Annotated in this window: 12 protein-coding genes and 1 pseudogene; 6 read left to right on the top strand and 7 right to left on the bottom strand. The window is 71.0% G+C overall.

Annotated elements, in window-relative coordinates:
* Nucleotides 1–16: 16 nt before the first annotated feature.
* Together CPH93_RS35875 and CPH93_RS23785 are read left to right on the top strand one after the other, a co-directional pair.
* Entirely contained in the window at nt 17–157 is a 141-nt protein-coding gene (locus tag CPH93_RS35875) for a hypothetical protein (RefSeq protein ID WP_159395046.1), read from the top strand.
* 126 nt (nt 158–283) lie between these two features.
* Entirely contained in the window at nt 284–1,213 is a 930-nt protein-coding gene (locus tag CPH93_RS23785) for a TauD/TfdA dioxygenase family protein (RefSeq protein WP_096214018.1), read from the top strand.
* Nucleotides 1,214–1,269: 56 nt separating this feature from the next.
* Here the strand turns inward: CPH93_RS23785 and CPH93_RS23780 are convergent, their stop codons facing one another.
* The 4 genes from CPH93_RS23780 to dusB all read right to left on the bottom strand — a co-directional run bounded on the left by CPH93_RS23780 (nt 1,270) and on the right by dusB (nt 7,940).
* Nucleotides 1,270–2,115 carry an ArsR/SmtB family transcription factor gene (locus CPH93_RS23780; RefSeq protein ID WP_093483127.1) on the bottom strand — a complete coding sequence of 282 codons (846 nt, stop codon included), beginning with the start codon at nt 2,113–2,115 and terminating at the stop codon, nt 1,270–1,272.
* A gap of 586 nt (nt 2,116–2,701) precedes the next feature.
* Nucleotides 2,702–5,479 carry a pyruvate, phosphate dikinase gene (ppdK, locus tag CPH93_RS23775; protein WP_371126806.1) on the bottom strand — a complete coding sequence of 926 codons (2,778 nt, stop codon included), beginning with the start codon at nt 5,477–5,479 and terminating at the stop codon, nt 2,702–2,704.
* Between the two features lie 526 nt (nt 5,480–6,005).
* Nucleotides 6,006–6,578 carry a MarR family winged helix-turn-helix transcriptional regulator gene (locus tag CPH93_RS23770; protein ID WP_371126769.1) on the bottom strand — a complete coding sequence of 191 codons (573 nt, stop codon included), beginning with the start codon at nt 6,576–6,578 and terminating at the stop codon, nt 6,006–6,008.
* Between the two features lie 234 nt (nt 6,579–6,812).
* Complete coding sequence (dusB, locus tag CPH93_RS23765; RefSeq protein ID WP_093483130.1) at nt 6,813–7,940, bottom strand: tRNA dihydrouridine synthase DusB; 1,128 nt, start codon at nt 7,938–7,940, stop codon at nt 6,813–6,815.
* A 154-nt stretch (nt 7,941–8,094) separates the two neighbouring features.
* Here dusB and CPH93_RS23760 point away from each other — a divergent pair, with 154 nt between their 5' ends.
* Nucleotides 8,095–9,552, top strand: coding sequence for an MFS transporter (locus CPH93_RS23760; protein ID WP_093483131.1), 1,458 nt, complete (start codon nt 8,095–8,097; stop codon nt 9,550–9,552).
* 73 nt (nt 9,553–9,625) lie between these two features.
* Here the strand turns inward: CPH93_RS23760 and CPH93_RS23755 are convergent, their stop codons facing one another.
* Nucleotides 9,626–10,480, bottom strand: coding sequence for a helix-turn-helix transcriptional regulator (locus CPH93_RS23755; RefSeq protein WP_093483132.1), 855 nt, complete (start codon nt 10,478–10,480; stop codon nt 9,626–9,628).
* Nucleotides 10,481–10,665: 185 nt separating this feature from the next.
* Between CPH93_RS23755 and CPH93_RS23750 the strand changes: the two genes are divergently transcribed.
* The 3 genes from CPH93_RS23750 (at nt 10,666) to CPH93_RS23740 (ending at nt 14,304) form a co-directional block, all read left to right on the top strand.
* A complete protein-coding gene (locus CPH93_RS23750; RefSeq protein ID WP_096214017.1) occupies nt 10,666–12,216 on the top strand; it encodes an MFS transporter in 1,551 nt (516 codons plus the stop codon).
* A gap of 279 nt (nt 12,217–12,495) precedes the next feature.
* Nucleotides 12,496–13,500, top strand: coding sequence for an aldo/keto reductase (locus CPH93_RS23745; RefSeq protein ID WP_093483134.1), 1,005 nt, complete (start codon nt 12,496–12,498; stop codon nt 13,498–13,500).
* A 222-nt stretch (nt 13,501–13,722) separates the two neighbouring features.
* The gene (locus tag CPH93_RS23740; protein ID WP_096214016.1) at nt 13,723–14,304 is read left to right on the top strand and encodes a TetR family transcriptional regulator; all 582 of its coding nucleotides are present in this window, start codon (nt 13,723–13,725) and stop codon (nt 14,302–14,304) included.
* Between the two features lie 53 nt (nt 14,305–14,357).
* Here the strand turns inward: CPH93_RS23740 and CPH93_RS23735 are convergent, their stop codons facing one another.
* Together CPH93_RS23735 and CPH93_RS23730 are read right to left on the bottom strand one after the other, a co-directional pair.
* The gene (locus CPH93_RS23735; RefSeq protein WP_096215564.1) at nt 14,358–14,996 is read right to left on the bottom strand and encodes a response regulator; all 639 of its coding nucleotides are present in this window, start codon (nt 14,994–14,996) and stop codon (nt 14,358–14,360) included.
* Nucleotides 14,997–15,046: 50 nt separating this feature from the next.
* Nucleotides 15,047–16,272: pseudogene (locus CPH93_RS23730) on the bottom strand (sensor histidine kinase).
* Nucleotides 16,273–16,321 lie beyond the last annotated feature (49 nt).

Genomic DNA, 16,321 nt, shown 5'->3' with positions numbered 1-16,321 from the left:
GGGTACGGTGCGTGGCATGAGCACGCAGTCGGACGTCCGTGAGGTGGAGCCGCAGTTCCGCGGCCCCCACGGCGAGTGCGCGCCCCGCGGTATGAGCTTCCTGCGCCGCCGCGGCCGGGTGGGGTCTCCCCCGGCCTGTTGTTTCCGTACGGCCTGAGCGTCTGACGGTCTGAGCCGCCGGCCGGCCTGAACGACCGGCGCCCGCCTCGCGGCCACACCCCGCCCCCAGGCCCACGGGCTCCCCCTCGCCTCCCCTCCCCTTCTCGCCTCCCAGGAGGACTCGTTGACGACCACACCCCTGCCCGTCCTGCGCCCCCACCGCATCCCCGCCGACGGCCTGTACGAAGGGCGGCGCATCCTGCGTCGTACGCCTGACGGCTGGGCGGAGCGGCCGTACGAACGGTTCGAGGTCGTACCGCAGGCAGCCACCATCGGGGCCGAAATCCGTGGACTGGACCTCTCGCGGCCGCTGTCCGGGGCGCTGCGCACGGAGCTGAACCGGGCGCTGCTGGAGTGGAAGGTGCTGTTCTTCCGGGGTCAGCATCTGAGCTCTGTGGAACAGCGTGAATTCGCACGTAATTGGGGGGAGTTGGAGAGCAATCCGTTGCTGGCGCAGGGCGATTCGAAGGATGTCGTCCGGTTCGACAAGGCGGCCGGCGGCGCCCCGACCTTCGAGAACGTATGGCACACGGATGTGACGTTCCGGGAACGTCCGGCCATGGGTGCGGTGTTGCAGCTGCGCGAGGTCCCGCCCTCGGGCGGCGACACCCTGTGGGCCGATATGGCGGCGGCATACGACAATTTGCCTGGGCAAATCAGGGAGCGCATCGACGGCGCACGGGCGGTGCACGACTATCTCCCGGGCTTCGCACGCTTCTACTCCGCGGCGCAACTCGCGCCATTCCAAGCCACGTTCCCGCCCGTGGAGCATCCGGTGGTGCGCCGGCACCCGGAGACCGGCCGGCGCATGCTGTTCGTCAATGCGTCGTTCACCACCCGGATCACCGGCCTGGAGCAGGCGGTGAGCGACCGGCTGTTGCGCCTGTTGTTCCAGCAGGCGCAGGTGCCGGAGTTCCAGGTGCGGTGGCGCTGGCAGGCCGGCGACGTCGCGTTCTGGGACAACCGCGCCACCCAGCACTATGCGGTCAACGACTACGGGACGCACCGCCGGGTCGCCGAACGGGTCGCCATCGCGGGCGACCGCCCCCAGTGAGCGGGCCCGGCACACCTGCCGCGCGCGACGCCCGCGTCACGGCCGCCCCGCCCGCCTCACCTCAACCGCTCGTACGCCGCCTCCTCCACCGAACGCGCGCCGCGCAACAGGGCCGCGCCCAGCGGGGTGAGGGTGTGCAGCACGGCGTTGCCCTGCCGCAGCGTGAGCAGCAGACCGGCGTCGCGCAGCACGGTCGCGTGCTGGCTGGCGGAGGCCAGCGAGACATCGGCCCGGCGGGCGAGTTCGCTGGTGGTGCAGCCGACGCCGATGCGCTGGAGGATCGCGGAACGGGTCTGGCCGACCAGCCGGCCCAGGGAGCGCTCGGGCGCCACCTGCGGGGTGAGCCGCGGCGCCGGGTGCTCCACGGGATAGACCAGGACCGGCGTCAGCTCGGGGTTGTGGAAGGTGACGGGGGTGCGCCGGCAGAAGTACGACGGCAGCAACAACAGCCCCCGGCCGTTGAGATGCAGGTCGCGGTCCACCGGATAGTCGCACTCCAGGACGGGCGAGCGCCAGCGCATCATCGCCGGCAGCGAGGCGAGCAGCCGGTCCGCGCCGCCGTCCAGCAGCGCCCGGCCGCGGGCGGCCCGGTCGGCCTCTATTCGGCCCTGGACGCGCGCCCAGTACGGGGCGACGGCCGCCTCGTAATAGCGCTGGAGAATCCCGGCGAGCCGGCCGAGGACCCGGGTGTCGCCCTCGGCCATCTCCCGTATCCACGAAGGGAACGGGCGGGAGGCCGCGGCGAGCCGGGTGAGCTCCTCGTGCAGCCGGGCGGCCGGCGTCTCGCGCAGTGCGGCGAGCGCGTCGGTCATGCCGAGCAGCCCTTCGGCGGGCGTCAGGAAATCCGGAAAATAGCCGCGCGTGGGCACCAGCGGTGCCAGCAGCCGCGCTTCGCCATTCAACTTTCCCCGTGTTTCCGATCGCCATTTGCCGAACGCCGAATCGTCCCGTCTGTCACGTAGCCGATGAAAGCTTAAGACGGTCTCCCACAGTGCGTCCGGGCGTGCCGCAATGCGCACACGGGCCAGATCGAGTCCACTGAAATGGACGCGTAACACCGAACCCCCACCTCTGGTTTCTCAGTCGGCCCCCGGCACGCCTGAGTATGCACGCCAACACGCGCGGTTACCATGCCCTTTTGGCCAGACTTGAAAGTGCTCGCGCCACCGGGCAGCGGCAGGAATGCTTGTACTCAATTCGACGGCGGCACGGACGGACCGGATTGCTCGATCCCGTGGGGGGTGATGGGCAAGGAACCGGCCGCTCGGCAGCCCCGTTGAAGGCCGCACCCCGCGCCGACCGGGGTGACGGCAGCTCCCGAGGGGGGAGTCCGGAGAAAAGCGAGGGCGGCACCTCCGCACAGGTGCCGCCCTCGTTGGGGTTCCGGAGCCGCCGGCCAGGCGGCTGAGGGTTGGGTGCCCCGCCCACGGCTCCGGTGGTCATTTCCGGCCACCGCGGGCGCACCGGCGCCCACGGTGACCGCTCGGATCAGCGGCTGTCGCTGCCCTTCGACTCGGCGGCCGCGCGGCCCGCCTCCAGTCGTGCGACCGGGATACGGAACGGCGAGCAGGAGACGTAGTCCAGGCCGGCCTCGTGGAAGAAGTGCACCGACTCCGGGTCACCGCCGTGCTCACCGCAGACACCGAGCTTGAGGTCCGGGCGGGTGGCCCGGCCGGCCGCGGCGGCGTTGCGGACCAGCGAGCCCACACCGTCCTTGTCGATGGTCTCGAACGGGCTGACGCCGAAGATGCCCTTCTCCAGGTACGCGGTGAAGAAGCTGGCCTCGACGTCGTCGCGGGAGAAGCCCCAGACCGTCTGCGTCAGGTCGTTCGTACCGAAGGAGAAGAAGTCGGCCGACTCGGCGATCTGACCGGCCGTGAGGGCGGCGCGGGGCAGCTCGATCATCGTGCCGAGGGTGAGCCTGAGGTCGACGCCGTGGGCCTTCTCGACCTCGGCGATGACCTGCTCGGCCTCCTCGCGGACGATCTCCAGCTCCTGGACGGTCCCGACCAGCGGAATCATGATCTCCGCACGCGGGTCGCCCTTGGCGTTCTTGCGCTCGGCGGCCGCCTCGGCGATCGCCCGCACCTGCATCGCGAACAGACCGGGGATGACCAGGCCCAGGCGTACGCCGCGCAGACCCAGCATCGGGTTCTGCTCGTGCAGCTTGTGCACGGCCTGGAGGAGGCGCAGGTCGTTCTCGTTGGCGTCCTTGCGGGCCTCGGCGAGCGCGACCCGGACCGACAGCTCGGTGATGTCGGGCAGGAACTCGTGCAGCGGCGGGTCCAGCAGCCGGACCGTCACCGGCAGTCCGTCCATCGACTCGAACAGCTCGATGAAGTCGGCCTTCTGGAGCGGCAGCAGCTCGCTGAGCGCGGCGTCCCGGTCGGTCTCGGTGTCGGCCAGGATGAGGCGCTCGACCATCTCGCGGCGCTCACCGAGGAACATGTGCTCGGTGCGGCACAGGCCGATGCCCTGGGCGCCGAACCGGCGGGCGCGGGCGGCGTCCTCGGCGTTGTCGGCGTTGGCCCGTACGCGCAGCCGGCGCACCCGGTCCGCGTACGCCATGATCCGGTGGACGGCCTTGACCAGCTCGTCGGCGTCGTCGGCGCCGGCGTGCATCCGACCCTCGAAGTACTCCACGACCGGGGACGGCACGACCGGCACCTCGCCGGCGTAGACCTTGCCGGTGGAGCCGTCGATGGAGACGACGTCGCCCTCCTCGATGACGGTCCCGTTGGTCGTCATCCGGCGGGCCTTGGTGTCGACCTCCAGCTCCTCGGCGCCGCAGACACAGGTCTTGCCCATGCCGCGGGCGACGACGGCAGCGTGCGAGGTCTTGCCGCCGCGGGAGGTGAGGATGCCCTCGGCGGCGATCATGCCGTTGAGGTCGTCGGGGTTGGTCTCCCGGCGGATCAGGATGACCTTCTCGCCGGAGCGCGACCACTTGACGGCGGTGTACGAGTCGAAGACGGCCTTGCCGACCGCCGCGCCCGGGGAGGCGGCGATGCCGCGGCCGATCATCTCGGACTTCGCGCCGAGGTCGAAGCGGGGGAACATCAGCTGCGCCAGCTGCGCGCCGTTGACCCGCTGGAGGGCCTCGGCCTCGTCGATCAGGCCCTGGTCGACGAGCTGGGTGGCGATCCGGAAGGCGGCACCGGCGGTGCGCTTGCCGACCCGGGTCTGCAGCATCCACAGCTTGCCGCGCTCGATGGTGAACTCGATGTCGCACAGGTCCTTGTAGTGCGTTTCGAGCGTCTCCATGATCTGCATCAGCTCGTCGTACGACGCCTTGTCGATCTGCTCCAGGTCCGCGAGCGGGACCGTGTTGCGGATACCGGCGACGACGTCCTCGCCCTGCGCGTTCTGCAGGTAGTCGCCGTAGACGCCCTGCTGGCCGCTGGCGGGGTCGCGGGTGAAGGCGACACCGGTGCCGGAGTCGGGGCCGAGGTTGCCGAAGACCATGGAGCAGACGTTGACGGCCGTGCCGAGGTCGCCGGGGATGCGCTCCTGGCGGCGGTAGAGCTTGGCACGGTCGGTGTTCCACGAGTCGAAGACCGCGCGCACCGCGAGGTCCATCTGTTCGCGGGGCTCCTGCGGGAAGTCGCGGCCGGTCTGCTTGGAGACGATGTCCTTGAAGTGCGCGACCAGGCTCTTGAGGTCGGCCGCGTCCAGCTCGATGTCGACGCGGACGCCCTTGGCCTGCTTGGCCTCCTCCAGCGCCTCCTCGAAGAGCTCACCGTCGACGCCCAGCACGGTCTTGCCGAACATCTGGATGAGGCGGCGGTAGGAGTCCCACGCGAAGCGCTCGTCACCGGCCTGCGCGGCGAGGCCGGAAACCGATGCATCGGAGAGGCCGATGTTGAGAACGGTGTCCATCATGCCGGGCATGGAGAACTTCGCCCCGGAACGGACCGATACCAGCAGCGGGTCATCGGACTGGCCGAGCTTCTTGCCCATCTTCTGCTCAAGGGCCGCAAGGTGCTCGGAGACCTCGGCACGGAGTGCCGCGGGCTCGCTGCCGCTGTCGAGGTAGACCTTGCAGGCTTCGGTGGTGATGGTGAAGCCGGGAGGGACGGGAAGTCCCAGGTTGGTCATCTCGGCAAGGTTCGCTCCCTTGCCACCCAAGAGGTCCTTGAGGTCCTTGTTGCCCTCGGTGAAGTCGTAGACGAACTTCGCGGAGGAAGGCTGGGATACGTGGGGATCTTGTGTTTCCGGCACGGCACTGACTCCTCGCCGACGGGCTGCCCTGACGGCGAGGAACATACCCAGATCGAAGGCGTCTGGGTACGTCCACTTGGTCGACATACCCGTGTAACCAGTCGTCCGCCAGCAGATCGAAAGTGATCATGCGTTTGGCGGCATCTTCATTACCTGAATGCATCACTCCAATCCGTAGCCATACCTCGGGCCCGTGCTACTCATTGCGACGATTGAGTTCATCACTCGAACGGACTAGCCGTGGCACCGGGTGCCACCATTGGAGAGATGGAACCCCTCGCGTGGCGCTCATCTGAGCGCACCCCCTATCAGGGGTGGCGAGAATCACGCGCTCATGTGTGACCAGGTTCCATCATTTGGACCTTCGCGGCTACGTGATCAAGGAATCCCGCATCCAGGCGTTCCTCCGCGCCACCGACCACGCAGCACCGAGCGTCAGCATCAGGCCATAGTTCTCGGCCGCCGGGAACCCCAGCTCGACAGCCGGGTTCGTATACCGCTCGGCCGGCACGACAAGCGATTCGTCGAGCTCAAAGCCCGTTCGGTCGGCCGCTCGCCGTCAAGACCCGCCCTACCTCTTGGCGCGCCGTCCGCTGCGCCGTGGCCGGGGCTGTGCGCCGTCCAGGAGTTCCAGGCGCCGCTCCGCGCCGCGGGTCTCGACCTGTACGACGACCCGGCGCAGCAGATCCGCCAGGTCCAGGGCCTCGTCATCGCTCAACGCCTCGGTGACGAAGACCTCTTCGGCGTTGAACTCCGGGAGGATCCGGGTCATCAGCCGCTCCCCCTCGGGCGTCGGCGCGAGCAGGGCGAGCCGCCCGTCGGCCGGGTGGACCTTGCGTTCCAGCAGGCCACGGCTCTGCAGGGTGCGGGCCACGCCGGTGAGCGTGCCCTTGGAGATGCCGGCCTCCTCGGCGACCCGGCGGGTCTCCTGCTCGCCCCCGGTCCAGACCACCCACAACACGACGAAGGCGGTCCAGGTCAGCTCGGCGTCGCGCAGGACGGAGTTCTCGAAGTGCTGCCGTACGGCGGCCGCGGCGCGGTAGAGGTTCGCGACCGCGGCCATCTGCTCGTGGTGGAGCGGGGTCTCGCCGAGTTTGGCCCGGACCGCCTTCTCCGTGTCCGCAGGGGAACGGTGCCCGCTCACCACAGCTTCTCCCTCGGTTCGTCCGCGCTCCGCACGCTGCCGTGCCGGGCGTCGGCCGCGGCCGTGGGTGGGGCCGGCCGCGGCGGTGTCCCGTACGGAGCCAAACGGTAGCGCGGCTCCACCGGTCCGCCCGCGTTCCGCACTGCGACACGCGCTGTACGACCCGAGGGCGCCGTGGAGATGAACCGAAGTCAGCCGGTCAGGCGGTCAGCCGCCGGTCATGCCGTCAACCGGTCAGCCGCCCGACGTGTCCAGCTCGGCGTCCGCGTCCACGCCCGCGCAGTCGTACGGGTCGTCCAGCCAGCCGTCCGGCAGGACGACGCGGTTGCGGCCCGACGTGCGGCCGCGCGGGCCGTCCGCGCCCAGCGGCCACGGCTGGTCGAGGTCCAGCTCCGACAGCAGCGCGTCCAGCTCGTCGAGGGAGGAGGTCACCGCGAGGCTGCGGCGCATCTCGGAGCCGATCGAGAAGCCCTTGGTGTACCAGGCGACGTGCTTCCGGAAGTCGATCACGCCGCGCGTCTCGTCGCCGATCCACTCGCCGAGCAGCGTGGCATGCCGCAGCATCACCGCCGCGACCTCCTTGAGGGTGGGCTGGGCATAGGTGCCCGTGCCCTCGAAGGCCGCCACCAGATCGCCGAACAGCCAGGGCCGTCCCAGGCAGCCGCGGCCCACGACCACCCCGTCGCAGCCGGTCTCGCGCATCATCCGCTGCGCGTCGTCGGCCGACCAGATGTCGCCGTTGCCGAGCACGGGGATCTCCGGGACGTGCTCCTTGAGCCGTGCGATGGCGTCCCAGTCGGCGGTGCCGCCGTAGTGCTGGGAGGCCGTCCGGCCGTGCAGGGCGATCGCCGTGATGCCCTCCTCGACCGCGATCCGCCCGGCGTCCAGATAGGTGAGGTGATCGTCGTCGATGCCCTTGCGCATCTTCATCGTCACCGGCAGCGCGCCCGCGTTCGCCACCGCCTCGCGCAGGATCGAGCGCAGCAGATTCCGCTTGTACGGCAGCGCGGAGCCGCCGCCCTTGCGGGTCACCTTCGGGACCGGGCAGCCGAAGTTCAGATCGATGTGGTCGGCGAGGTCCTCCTCCGCGATCATGCGGGCGGCCTTGCCGACGGTGTCCGGGTCGACGCCGTACAGCTGGATCGAGCGCGGCTTCTCCGTCTCGTCGAAGTGGATCAGCTGCATGGTCTTCTCGTTGCGCTCGACCAGCGCCCGCGTCGTGATCATCTCGCTGACGAACAGCCCCTTGCCGGCGCTGAACTCCCGGCACAGCGTCCGGAACGGGGCATTCGTGATCCCGGCCATCGGCGCGAGGACCACGGGCGGCTGCACCGCGTGCGGACCGATCTGCAGGAGAGTCATGGCGGCAATACCTTCGGCTTTCTTCGGCTTCCGTTGGCGGGGCGGGCGGGCCGCGGCCTTACGGGGACGACGGCCGCTGCGATCTCCCATTGTCCCGCACCTCGCGAGTGGCCCCGCCGGGCCCGGCCGACCGGGATGGTTGTAGCGTTCAAGAATGTCTGAGCTCGACCGTCGACGGCGACTTCTGGTGCTGGCGATCTGCTGTATGAGCCTGCTGATCGTCAGCCTCGACGCCACCATCCTGAATGTCGCCCTGCCGTCCATCCAGCATGATCTGCATGCCTCGGTCTCCGGTATGCAGTGGACGATCGACGCGTACACCCTGGTCATGGCGTCGCTGCTGATGCTGGCCGGCTCCACGGCCGACCGGCTGGGCCGGCGCCGGGTCTTCGTGGTCGGGCTGGTCGTCTTCGCGCTCGGCTCGCTGCTGTGCAGTCTGGCGCCCGGCCTGGGGTGGCTGGTGGTTTTCCGGATGGTGCAGGCGGTCGGCGGCTCGATGCTCAACCCCGTCGCGATGTCGATCATCACCAACACCTTCACCGAGCCGCGGGAGCGGGCCCGCGCCATCGGGGTGTGGGGCGGGGTCGTCGGCATCAGCATGGCGGCCGGGCCGGTGCTCGGGGGGCTGCTGGTGCAGAGCATCGGCTGGCGCTCGATCTTCTGGATCAACGTCCCGATCGGCGCGCTCGCGCTCTTCCTGACCCTGCGCTACGTCCCCGAGTCGCGCGCCCCCAGGCCGCGCCGGGTCGACCCGGTCGGCCAGTTCCTGGTGATCACGCTGCTCGGCTCGCTGACGTACGCGATCATCGAGGCCCCGGACGCCGGCTGGACGTCCCCGCAGATCCTGGTGTTCGTACTGGTGGCACTGGGATCCCTGGCCGGTCTGATCGCCTATGAGCGGCGCCGCGACGAACCCCTCATCGATCTGCGGTTCTTCCACAGCGCGCCGTTCAGCGGGGCCACCGTCGTGGCGGTCAGCGCCTTCGCCGCGCTCGCCGGCTTCCTCTTCATCAACACGCTGTATCTGCAGAACATCCGCGGACTGTCCGCCTTGGACGCCGGGCTCTACATGCTCCCCATGGCCGGGATGACGCTGATCTTCGCACCCGTGTCGGGCCGGCTGGTGGGCAGCCGCGGACCACGGCCACCGCTGCTGTGCGCAGGTACGGCGATGGGGGCCAGCGGGGTGCTCTTCGCGGCCTTCGACGCCCAGTCGGCCAACTCACTGATGTTCACCGGCTATGTCCTGTTCGGCATCGGATTCGGCCTGGTCAACGCGCCGATCACGAACACCGCGGTGTCCGGTATGCCGCGCGCCCAGGCCGGCGTGGCCGCCGCCGTCGCCTCCACCAGCAGGCAGGTCGGGCAGTCGCTCGGGGTCGCGGTGATCGGCGCCGTACTGGCGGGCGGGGCGCATGCCAACGCCACCACGGGCGCCTTCCTCGCGGCCGCCCGCCCGGCCTGGTGGATCATCGCCGGCTGTGGCGCGGCCGTTCTGCTGCTGGGTGTGGTGACGACGGGGCGGTGGGCGCAGGAGACGGCCCGCCGCACGGCGGCGCTGTTCGACGACGACGGGACGCGGGGGCCGGGGGCGACGGGCGCGCGGCAGTAGACGGGCCCGGCTCTCTCTTCTCCCCTACGGCGCCGCCGCCCTGCGCTCACCCACGGCGGGCGCCTCCCCGCGCTCACGCCACGGCGAGCGCCGCCAGCTCCGCCAACTGCTCCAGCCGCTCCCGGGACGTCTCGTCCACGGGGGTGTAGGAGAGCAGCTTGGGGCCGGGGTTGGGCCCCGTCCACAGGCTCGTGGCGGACAGCTGGAGCACGCCCACCCGGGGATGCCGGAAGACCTTGACCGCGCTGACCGGGCGGAGGACCTCGTGCTGCGCCCAGATCTCACGGAACTCCGCCGACGCCTCCGTCAGCCGCGCGACCAGCGCCTTCCATGCCGGCTCCGCGACATGCTCGGCCATCGACGCCCGGAACTTGGCGGCCATCACCCGCATCGTGGCGTCCAGATCGACCACGCTCGCCCGCCACTCGGGGTGGGTGAACGCCAGCCACATGCAGTTGCGGTCCTCTTCGGGCAGCGCATCGAGATCGCACATCAGGCGGCTGTACGTGCTGTTGTAGGCGAGGATGTCGTACCGGCTGTTCTGGAGGACCGCGGGGAACGGTTCGAGCTGGCGCAGGACCTGCCGCAGTGCGGGCGTCACGGTCGTGCACTCCCTGTCGGGCGTCGGGTCCACCGCCCCGGCCAGCACGAACAGATGGCTGCGCTCAGCGCGGTCGAGCAGCAGCGCACGGGCCACCGCATCCAGGACCTGCGGCGACACATGGATGTCCCGGGCCTGTTCGAGCCAGGTGTACCAGGTGACCCCGACCGCGCCCAGGTGGGCGACCTCTTCACGGCGCAGCCCGGGGGTACGGCGGCGGGCGCCCCGCGGCAGCCCGACCTGTTCGGGGGTGATCCGCTCCCGGCGGCTGCGCAGAAAGGCGGCCAGCTCGGCCCGGCGGGCGGTGCTGTCCCGCGGGGCGGTCACGGGACCGGGACCTGTGGCAGGCTGCGTCGCGGTCACGGGACCGGGACTGGTAGCACGCTGCGTCGCGGTCACATCCAGGGTCATGGGTCCAGGGTGCCGCAGGCCCGAGCCGGTTGCCAGGTAGAGCTGGTACCAGGATAAGGACACTCTGGTACCCGGCTGGGCGGTCGACGATCGTCGAGTCCGTGAGCACTACGCCAGCACAGACGACCACCACGGAAGCCCCGTCCGCCACCCCCGGTGCGCCGGCCGCAGCCCTCGCCGCCACCGCCCCCGAGGCCGCATCGCCACCGGCCGCGGCCGCTCCGGCGGCGCCGGCCACGCCCCGGCCCGCCCCGCAGCAGCACCGCACCCCGCCCGTCCTGACCCCGCTCGGCCTGCTGACCGTGCTGCTCGGGGCGGCCCTCCCGATGATCGACTTCTTCATCGTCAACGTCGCCCTGCCGACCATCGACCACGATCTGCAGGCCGGCCCGGCGATGCTGGAAATGGTGGTGGCCGGTTACGGCGTCGCCTACGCCATGCTGCTGGTCCTCGGCGGCCGACTCGGCGACATGGTCGGGCGCCGCCGGCTGTTCCTGTGGGGGCTGGCCGCCTTCGGCGTGACCTCACTGGCCTGCGGTCTCGCTCCGGACGCCTGGACGCTGGTGGCCGCCCGGGTCGCCCAGGGCGCCGCGTCCGCGCTGTTGCTGCCGCAGGTCCTGGCCACCATCCAGGCGACGACGACGGGCAAGCGGCGGGCCAGGGCCGTCAGCCTGTACGGCGGTACGGCGGGGGTCTCCAGCGCCGTCGGCCAGGTACTCGGCGGTCTGCTGGTCTCCGTGGATCTGGCGGGCACCGGCTGGCGCGCGGTGTTCCTGGTGAACGTCCCGATAGCCGCCGCGGCCTGGCTGCTGGCCGCCCGTACGGTTCCCGAGACCCGCTCCCCGCACCCGTCCCGGGTGGACGGCCCCGGCACCGCGCTGCTCGCCGTCACGCTGCTCACCCTGCTGCTGCCGCTGACCGAGGGCCGGGCGGCCGGCTGGCCGCCGTGGTCCTGGGTCCTGCTGGCCGTCTTCCCCGTCGCCGCCATCGCGTTCGTGCTCGTCGAGCGCCGGGCCGAGCGCCTCGGCCGGACGCCGCTGGTCCCGCCGTCGCTGCTGCGCATCCCCTCCGTGAGCAGCGGCCTGACCATGATCGTTCCGTTCACGCTGGGCTTCGGCGGCTTCATGTTCGTCATCGCCGTCGCGCTCCAGAACGGCCTGCACTACGGCCCGTTCGCGGCCGGGCTGTCCCTGGCGCCGCTGTGCCTCGCGTTCTTCCTCGCCTCGCTCGCCGGTCCGCGGCTGGTGCTGCGGTTCGGGCGGCGGGTGGTGCTCGCCGGTTCGCTGATCCAGGGCGCCGGGCTGATCACCCTGGCACTGACGCTGCGGGCGGGCTGGCCGGAGATCTCGGTGGCCGGACTCGCGCCGAGCATGACGATCCTGGGCTTCGGCCAGGGCCTGCTGCTGCCGGTGCTGCTGCGCATCGTGCTGAGCGAACTGCCGATGGCGCAGGCGGGCGTGGGCGGCGGGGTCATGGTCACGACCCAGCAGTCCGGCATGGCCCTGGGCGTGGCCACCCTCGGCACCCTCTTCCTTTCGCTGCTGCCGTCCGTCGGCATCCGCGACGCCCTGCTCATCGCCCTCCTCACGCAACTGGCGATCGTGGCGGGCACGACTCTGCTTGCGCTGCGGCTGCCGCGGACGGTGCGCTGACCTGCGCCGGAGCGCGCGGAGGAAGGACGCCGAGGAGCCCGACTCACACATGACGGCTGACAGATATTGAAATCTGTCAGCCGTCATGTCATGGTGAACACCCGACGGCACTCGGCGGGATGGCAGCAGAGCCGCCCATTCCGCCCCCACTCGCCTACTCGCCTCCTTGTCCCCACATCCCCTCGCCGTTCTCGTCCCCACATCCCCTCGCCGTTCTCGTCCCCACATCCCCTCGCCGTTCTCGTCCCCACATCCCCTCGTTCCCTTCAGGAGCACGCAGTGCAGACCCGCACCCTGGGCACCACCGGCCCGCAGACCTCCGCCCTCGGCCTCGGCTGCATGGGCATGTCCGCCCTCTACGGCGACAGTGACCGCGCCGAGTCCATCGCCACCATCCATGCCGCCCTCGAAGCGGGCATCACCCTGCTCGACACCGGTGACTTCTACGGCATGGGCCACAACGAACTGCTGATCAACGAGGCGCTGCGCACCGCCCCCGCCGCGGCCCGCGAACGGGCGCTGACCAGCGTCAAGTTCGGCGCCCTGCGCACCGTCGAAGGCGGCTTCAACGGCTACGACGGCCGGCCGAACGCGGTGAAGAACTTCGCCGCGTACTCCCTCCAGCGCCTGGGCACCGACCACATCGACATCTATCGGATCGCCCGGATCGACCCGGACGTCCCGGTCGAGGAGACCGTCGGCGCCATCGCCGAGCTGGTCGAGGCCGGGCACGTCCGGCACATCGGCCTGTCGGAGGTGGGCGCCGAGACCCTGCGCCGGGCCGCCGCCGTCGCCCCGATCTCCGACCTCCAGATCGAGTACTCCCTCGTCTCCCGCGGCATCGAGGAGGCGATCCTGCCCACCGCCCGTGAACTGGGCATCGGCATCACCGCGTACGGCGTCCTGTCCCGCGGCCTGATCAGCGGCCACTTCGGCCGCGACCGCAAGCTCGCCCCGAATGATTTCCGCGGCATGAGTCCGCGCTTCCAGGGCGAGAACCTCGACCGCAATCTCGATCTGGTGGACGCCCTGCGCAAGATCGCCGAGCAGAAGGGCGTCTCGGTCGCACAGACCGCCATCGCCTGGGTGCTCTCCCGCGGCGAGGACATCGTCCCGCTGGTCGGCGCCCGCCGCCGCGACCGCCTGACCGAGGCACTCGGCGCGCTGGACGTCACGCTGGATGCCGACGATCTGGCCGCGATCGAGCGCGCCATCCCGGCCGGCGCCGCCGCAGGCGACCGGTACCCCGCCGAGCAGATGGCCCACCTGGACAGCGAGCGCTGAGCACCGGGCCGGGGGCCGCCGGGACAGGGGCCCGGACCTCCAGGCCCAGCAACCGACAGTCAGCTCGGCAACGGCCGGACCCCGTGTGACACCGGAGCGGGTACGGGCAACGGCCAGGTACCGTCCGTACAGACCCGGCGTACGCACTGACGTCGAGGGCGAAAGGATGCTGCCGCCGCCTCCCGTCCGCCCGTCCCCTCTCCCCGAAAGGCCGCCCGCCCCATGCCCCCCGAAACGCTGACCCCCGAGCGCATCCTCGAAGCCACCGAGGAGGTGCTGCGCCGCTACGGACCGGCCAAGGCCACGGTCGTGGATGTGGCGCGCGCGCTGGGCGTCAGTCATGGCAGCGTGTACCGCCACTTCCGGACGAAGGCGGCGCTGCGGGAAGCCGTCACGGCGCGCTGGCTGGACCGTACGAGCCAGGAGCTGTCGGGCATCGTCACCGAGGAGGGCCCGGCTCCGGAACGTCTGGACCGCTGGCTGACCGCCCTCTTCGAAGCCAAGCGGCACAAGGCCGGTGACGATCCCGAACTCTTCGCCACCTATATGACGTTGATCGGCGAGGCCGGCGGCGTGGTCGACCGTCACATCACCGATCTCGAAGCCCAGCTCACCACCCTGATCGAAGCCGGCGTCAGCCAGGGCGCCTTCCACACCCCGTCCCCCGCCACCACGGCCCGCGCCGTGTTCGACGCCACCGGCCGCTTCCACGACCCGTGTTACGCCGCCGAGTGGTCCCGCCCCGAGATCGCCGACGACTTCGACGCCGTCCGCCACCTGGTCCTGCGGGGCCTGCGCAGCTGACGGAGTGGGCGAGGTGTTGCAGCGCCACCTCCAGGGCCGCGCGAGTGCCCGCCCTACCCGCCCACTCCCAGGAAGTGCAGCACCGCCAGCACCCGGCGGTGGTCGGCGTCCGCCTTCGGCAGGTCCAGCTTGGCCAGGATGTTGTTGATGTGCTTGGCCACCGCGCTCTCGCTCACCACCAGCTGGGCAGCGATGCCCGCGTTGGAGCGGCCCTCGGCCATCAGGGCGAGGACGTCCCGTTCGCGGGCGGTCAGCCGTTCCAGCGGATCGCTGGCCCGGCGGACCAGCAGCTGGGCGACGACCTGGGGGTCCAGCGCGGTGCCGCCGTCCGCCACCCTCCGCAGGGCCTCGATGAACTCCTCGACGTCCGCGACCCGTTGCTTGAGCAGATAGCCGACGCCGCTGGTGTTCGTCGCGAGCAGATCGGCCGCATACCGCTCCTCGACGTACTGGGAAAGGATCAGCACCGCGGTGTCGGGCCGCTGCCGGCGGATCGACAGGGCCGCGCGCACCCCCTCGTCGGTGAAGCCGGGCGGCATCCGGACGTCCACCACCGCGAGCTCGGGCCGGTGCTCCTCGACCGCCGCCAGCAGCTCCGGTGCGTCCCCCGCCTCGGCCACCACCTCGAATCCGGCCATCTCCACCACCTTGACCAGCCCGATCCGCAGCAGCACGGAGTCCTCGGCGATCACGGCACGCCGCGCATCGGGCACTGCCCGCCGCACCTCGGGCACAGCAGGCTTCACGTCAGGCACGGCAGCTCCACGCTCATCATGGTCGGGCCCCCCATGGGGCTGCTCATCCGGAAGGTTCCGTCCACGGACCGCACGCGCTGGCGAGCCCCTTCAGACCGCTCCCCTTGGACGGATCGGCGCCGCCCACCCCGTCGTCGGCGATCACCACCCGGAGTATCTCGCCGAACCGGGTGACCGTCACCTCGGCCCGGGTCGCTTCCCGCGCATGCTTGGCGATGTTCGTCAGCGCCTCGGAGACGACGAAGTAGGCCACCGCCTCCACCGCAGGCGCCGTCCGCTGCGGCAGGTCCGGCGGCAGATCCACCCGTAGCCGTACGGGCAGCGGCGCGCGGGCCGCGAGCCCCGACAGCGCGGCATCCAGTCCCAGTTCGTCCAGTACGGCCGGATGCAGCCCGCGCACCAGGCTGTTGAGCTCCTCGATGGCGTCCTTCGCCTCCCGGTGTGCGGCATCGATGACCTCTTGTGCCTCCGGCGGCAGATCCGTCAGCGTCGCCTTGGCCAGCCCCAGGTTCAACGCCAGGGAAACCAGCCGCTGTTGTGCGCCGTCATGCAGATCGCGCTCGATGCGCCGGCGCTCCGCGTCGGCGGCGTCCACCGCTCCGGCCCGGCTCGCGGTGAGGTCCTCGACCCGCCGCGCCAGCTCGTCGGACCGGCTCACGCCCAGCACCGCCCGCCCGACCAGGATCTCCAGCCGGACGAGCCCCGCGGCCAGACCCGGTACCGCGGCGAGCGCCACCAGGCCCGCCACGGTGAGATAGGCGGCCGTGGTGGTGTAGCCGCGATGCGCGACCCGCCACTCCCACGGCACGAGCCAGACCCACACCAGGACCAGCGCTGCCGCCAGCGCCGCCAACAGCAGGGCCAGCAGCAGGAATTCCAGCAGCCCGAGCAGCGGACCGATCAGCAAGTTGTAGCCGAACTGCCGCTTGGTCCCCTTGAACCGCAGCCGCGGCAGTTCCACGCCGCACAGCGTCCGGAACCGCCAGCGCTGCGGCTCGGTCAGCCCCACGCCCGCGACGATCAGCAGCGGAACCGAGAGCGCCAGCACCACCGGCGTATCGGGGTCCGGGTCGAAGATGGTGCCGAGCAGCAGGATCACCACCCAGACGTGCAGCAGCAGCGGGATGAGATGCAGCGTCGCCCCGGCGGCTATGAAGGCGATGTCACGTCGCAGGCGTACGAGAGCCCGGCGCAGCCGGGGTGGGACGGTCATGATCCAACCGTATGGGGCGCTTCCCGCGGCGGCCATGACAACAGTGTCC

Origin of the sequence: Streptomyces sp. 2323.1, assembly GCF_900221035.1 — a bacterium.
Taxonomy (GTDB): Bacteria; Actinomycetota; Actinomycetes; order Streptomycetales; family Streptomycetaceae; genus Streptomyces; species Streptomyces sioyaensis.
This window is presented reverse-complemented; position numbering and strand designations above follow the sequence as displayed.

Coding starts and splice junctions, on each gene's coding strand:
- CPH93_RS35875 (WP_159395046.1), top strand. CDS start 17: ATGAGCACGCAGTCGGACGTCCGTGAGGTGGAGCCGCAGTTCCGCGGC.
- ppdK (WP_371126806.1), bottom strand. CDS start 5,479: ATGTTCCTCGCCGTCAGGGCAGCCCGTCGGCGAGGAGTCAGTGCCGTG.
- dusB (WP_093483130.1), bottom strand. CDS start 7,940: ATGACTCTCCTGCAGATCGGTCCGCACGCGGTGCAGCCGCCCGTGGTC.
- CPH93_RS23760 (WP_093483131.1), top strand. CDS start 8,095: ATGTCTGAGCTCGACCGTCGACGGCGACTTCTGGTGCTGGCGATCTGC.
- CPH93_RS23740 (WP_096214016.1), top strand. CDS start 13,723: ATGCCCCCCGAAACGCTGACCCCCGAGCGCATCCTCGAAGCCACCGAG.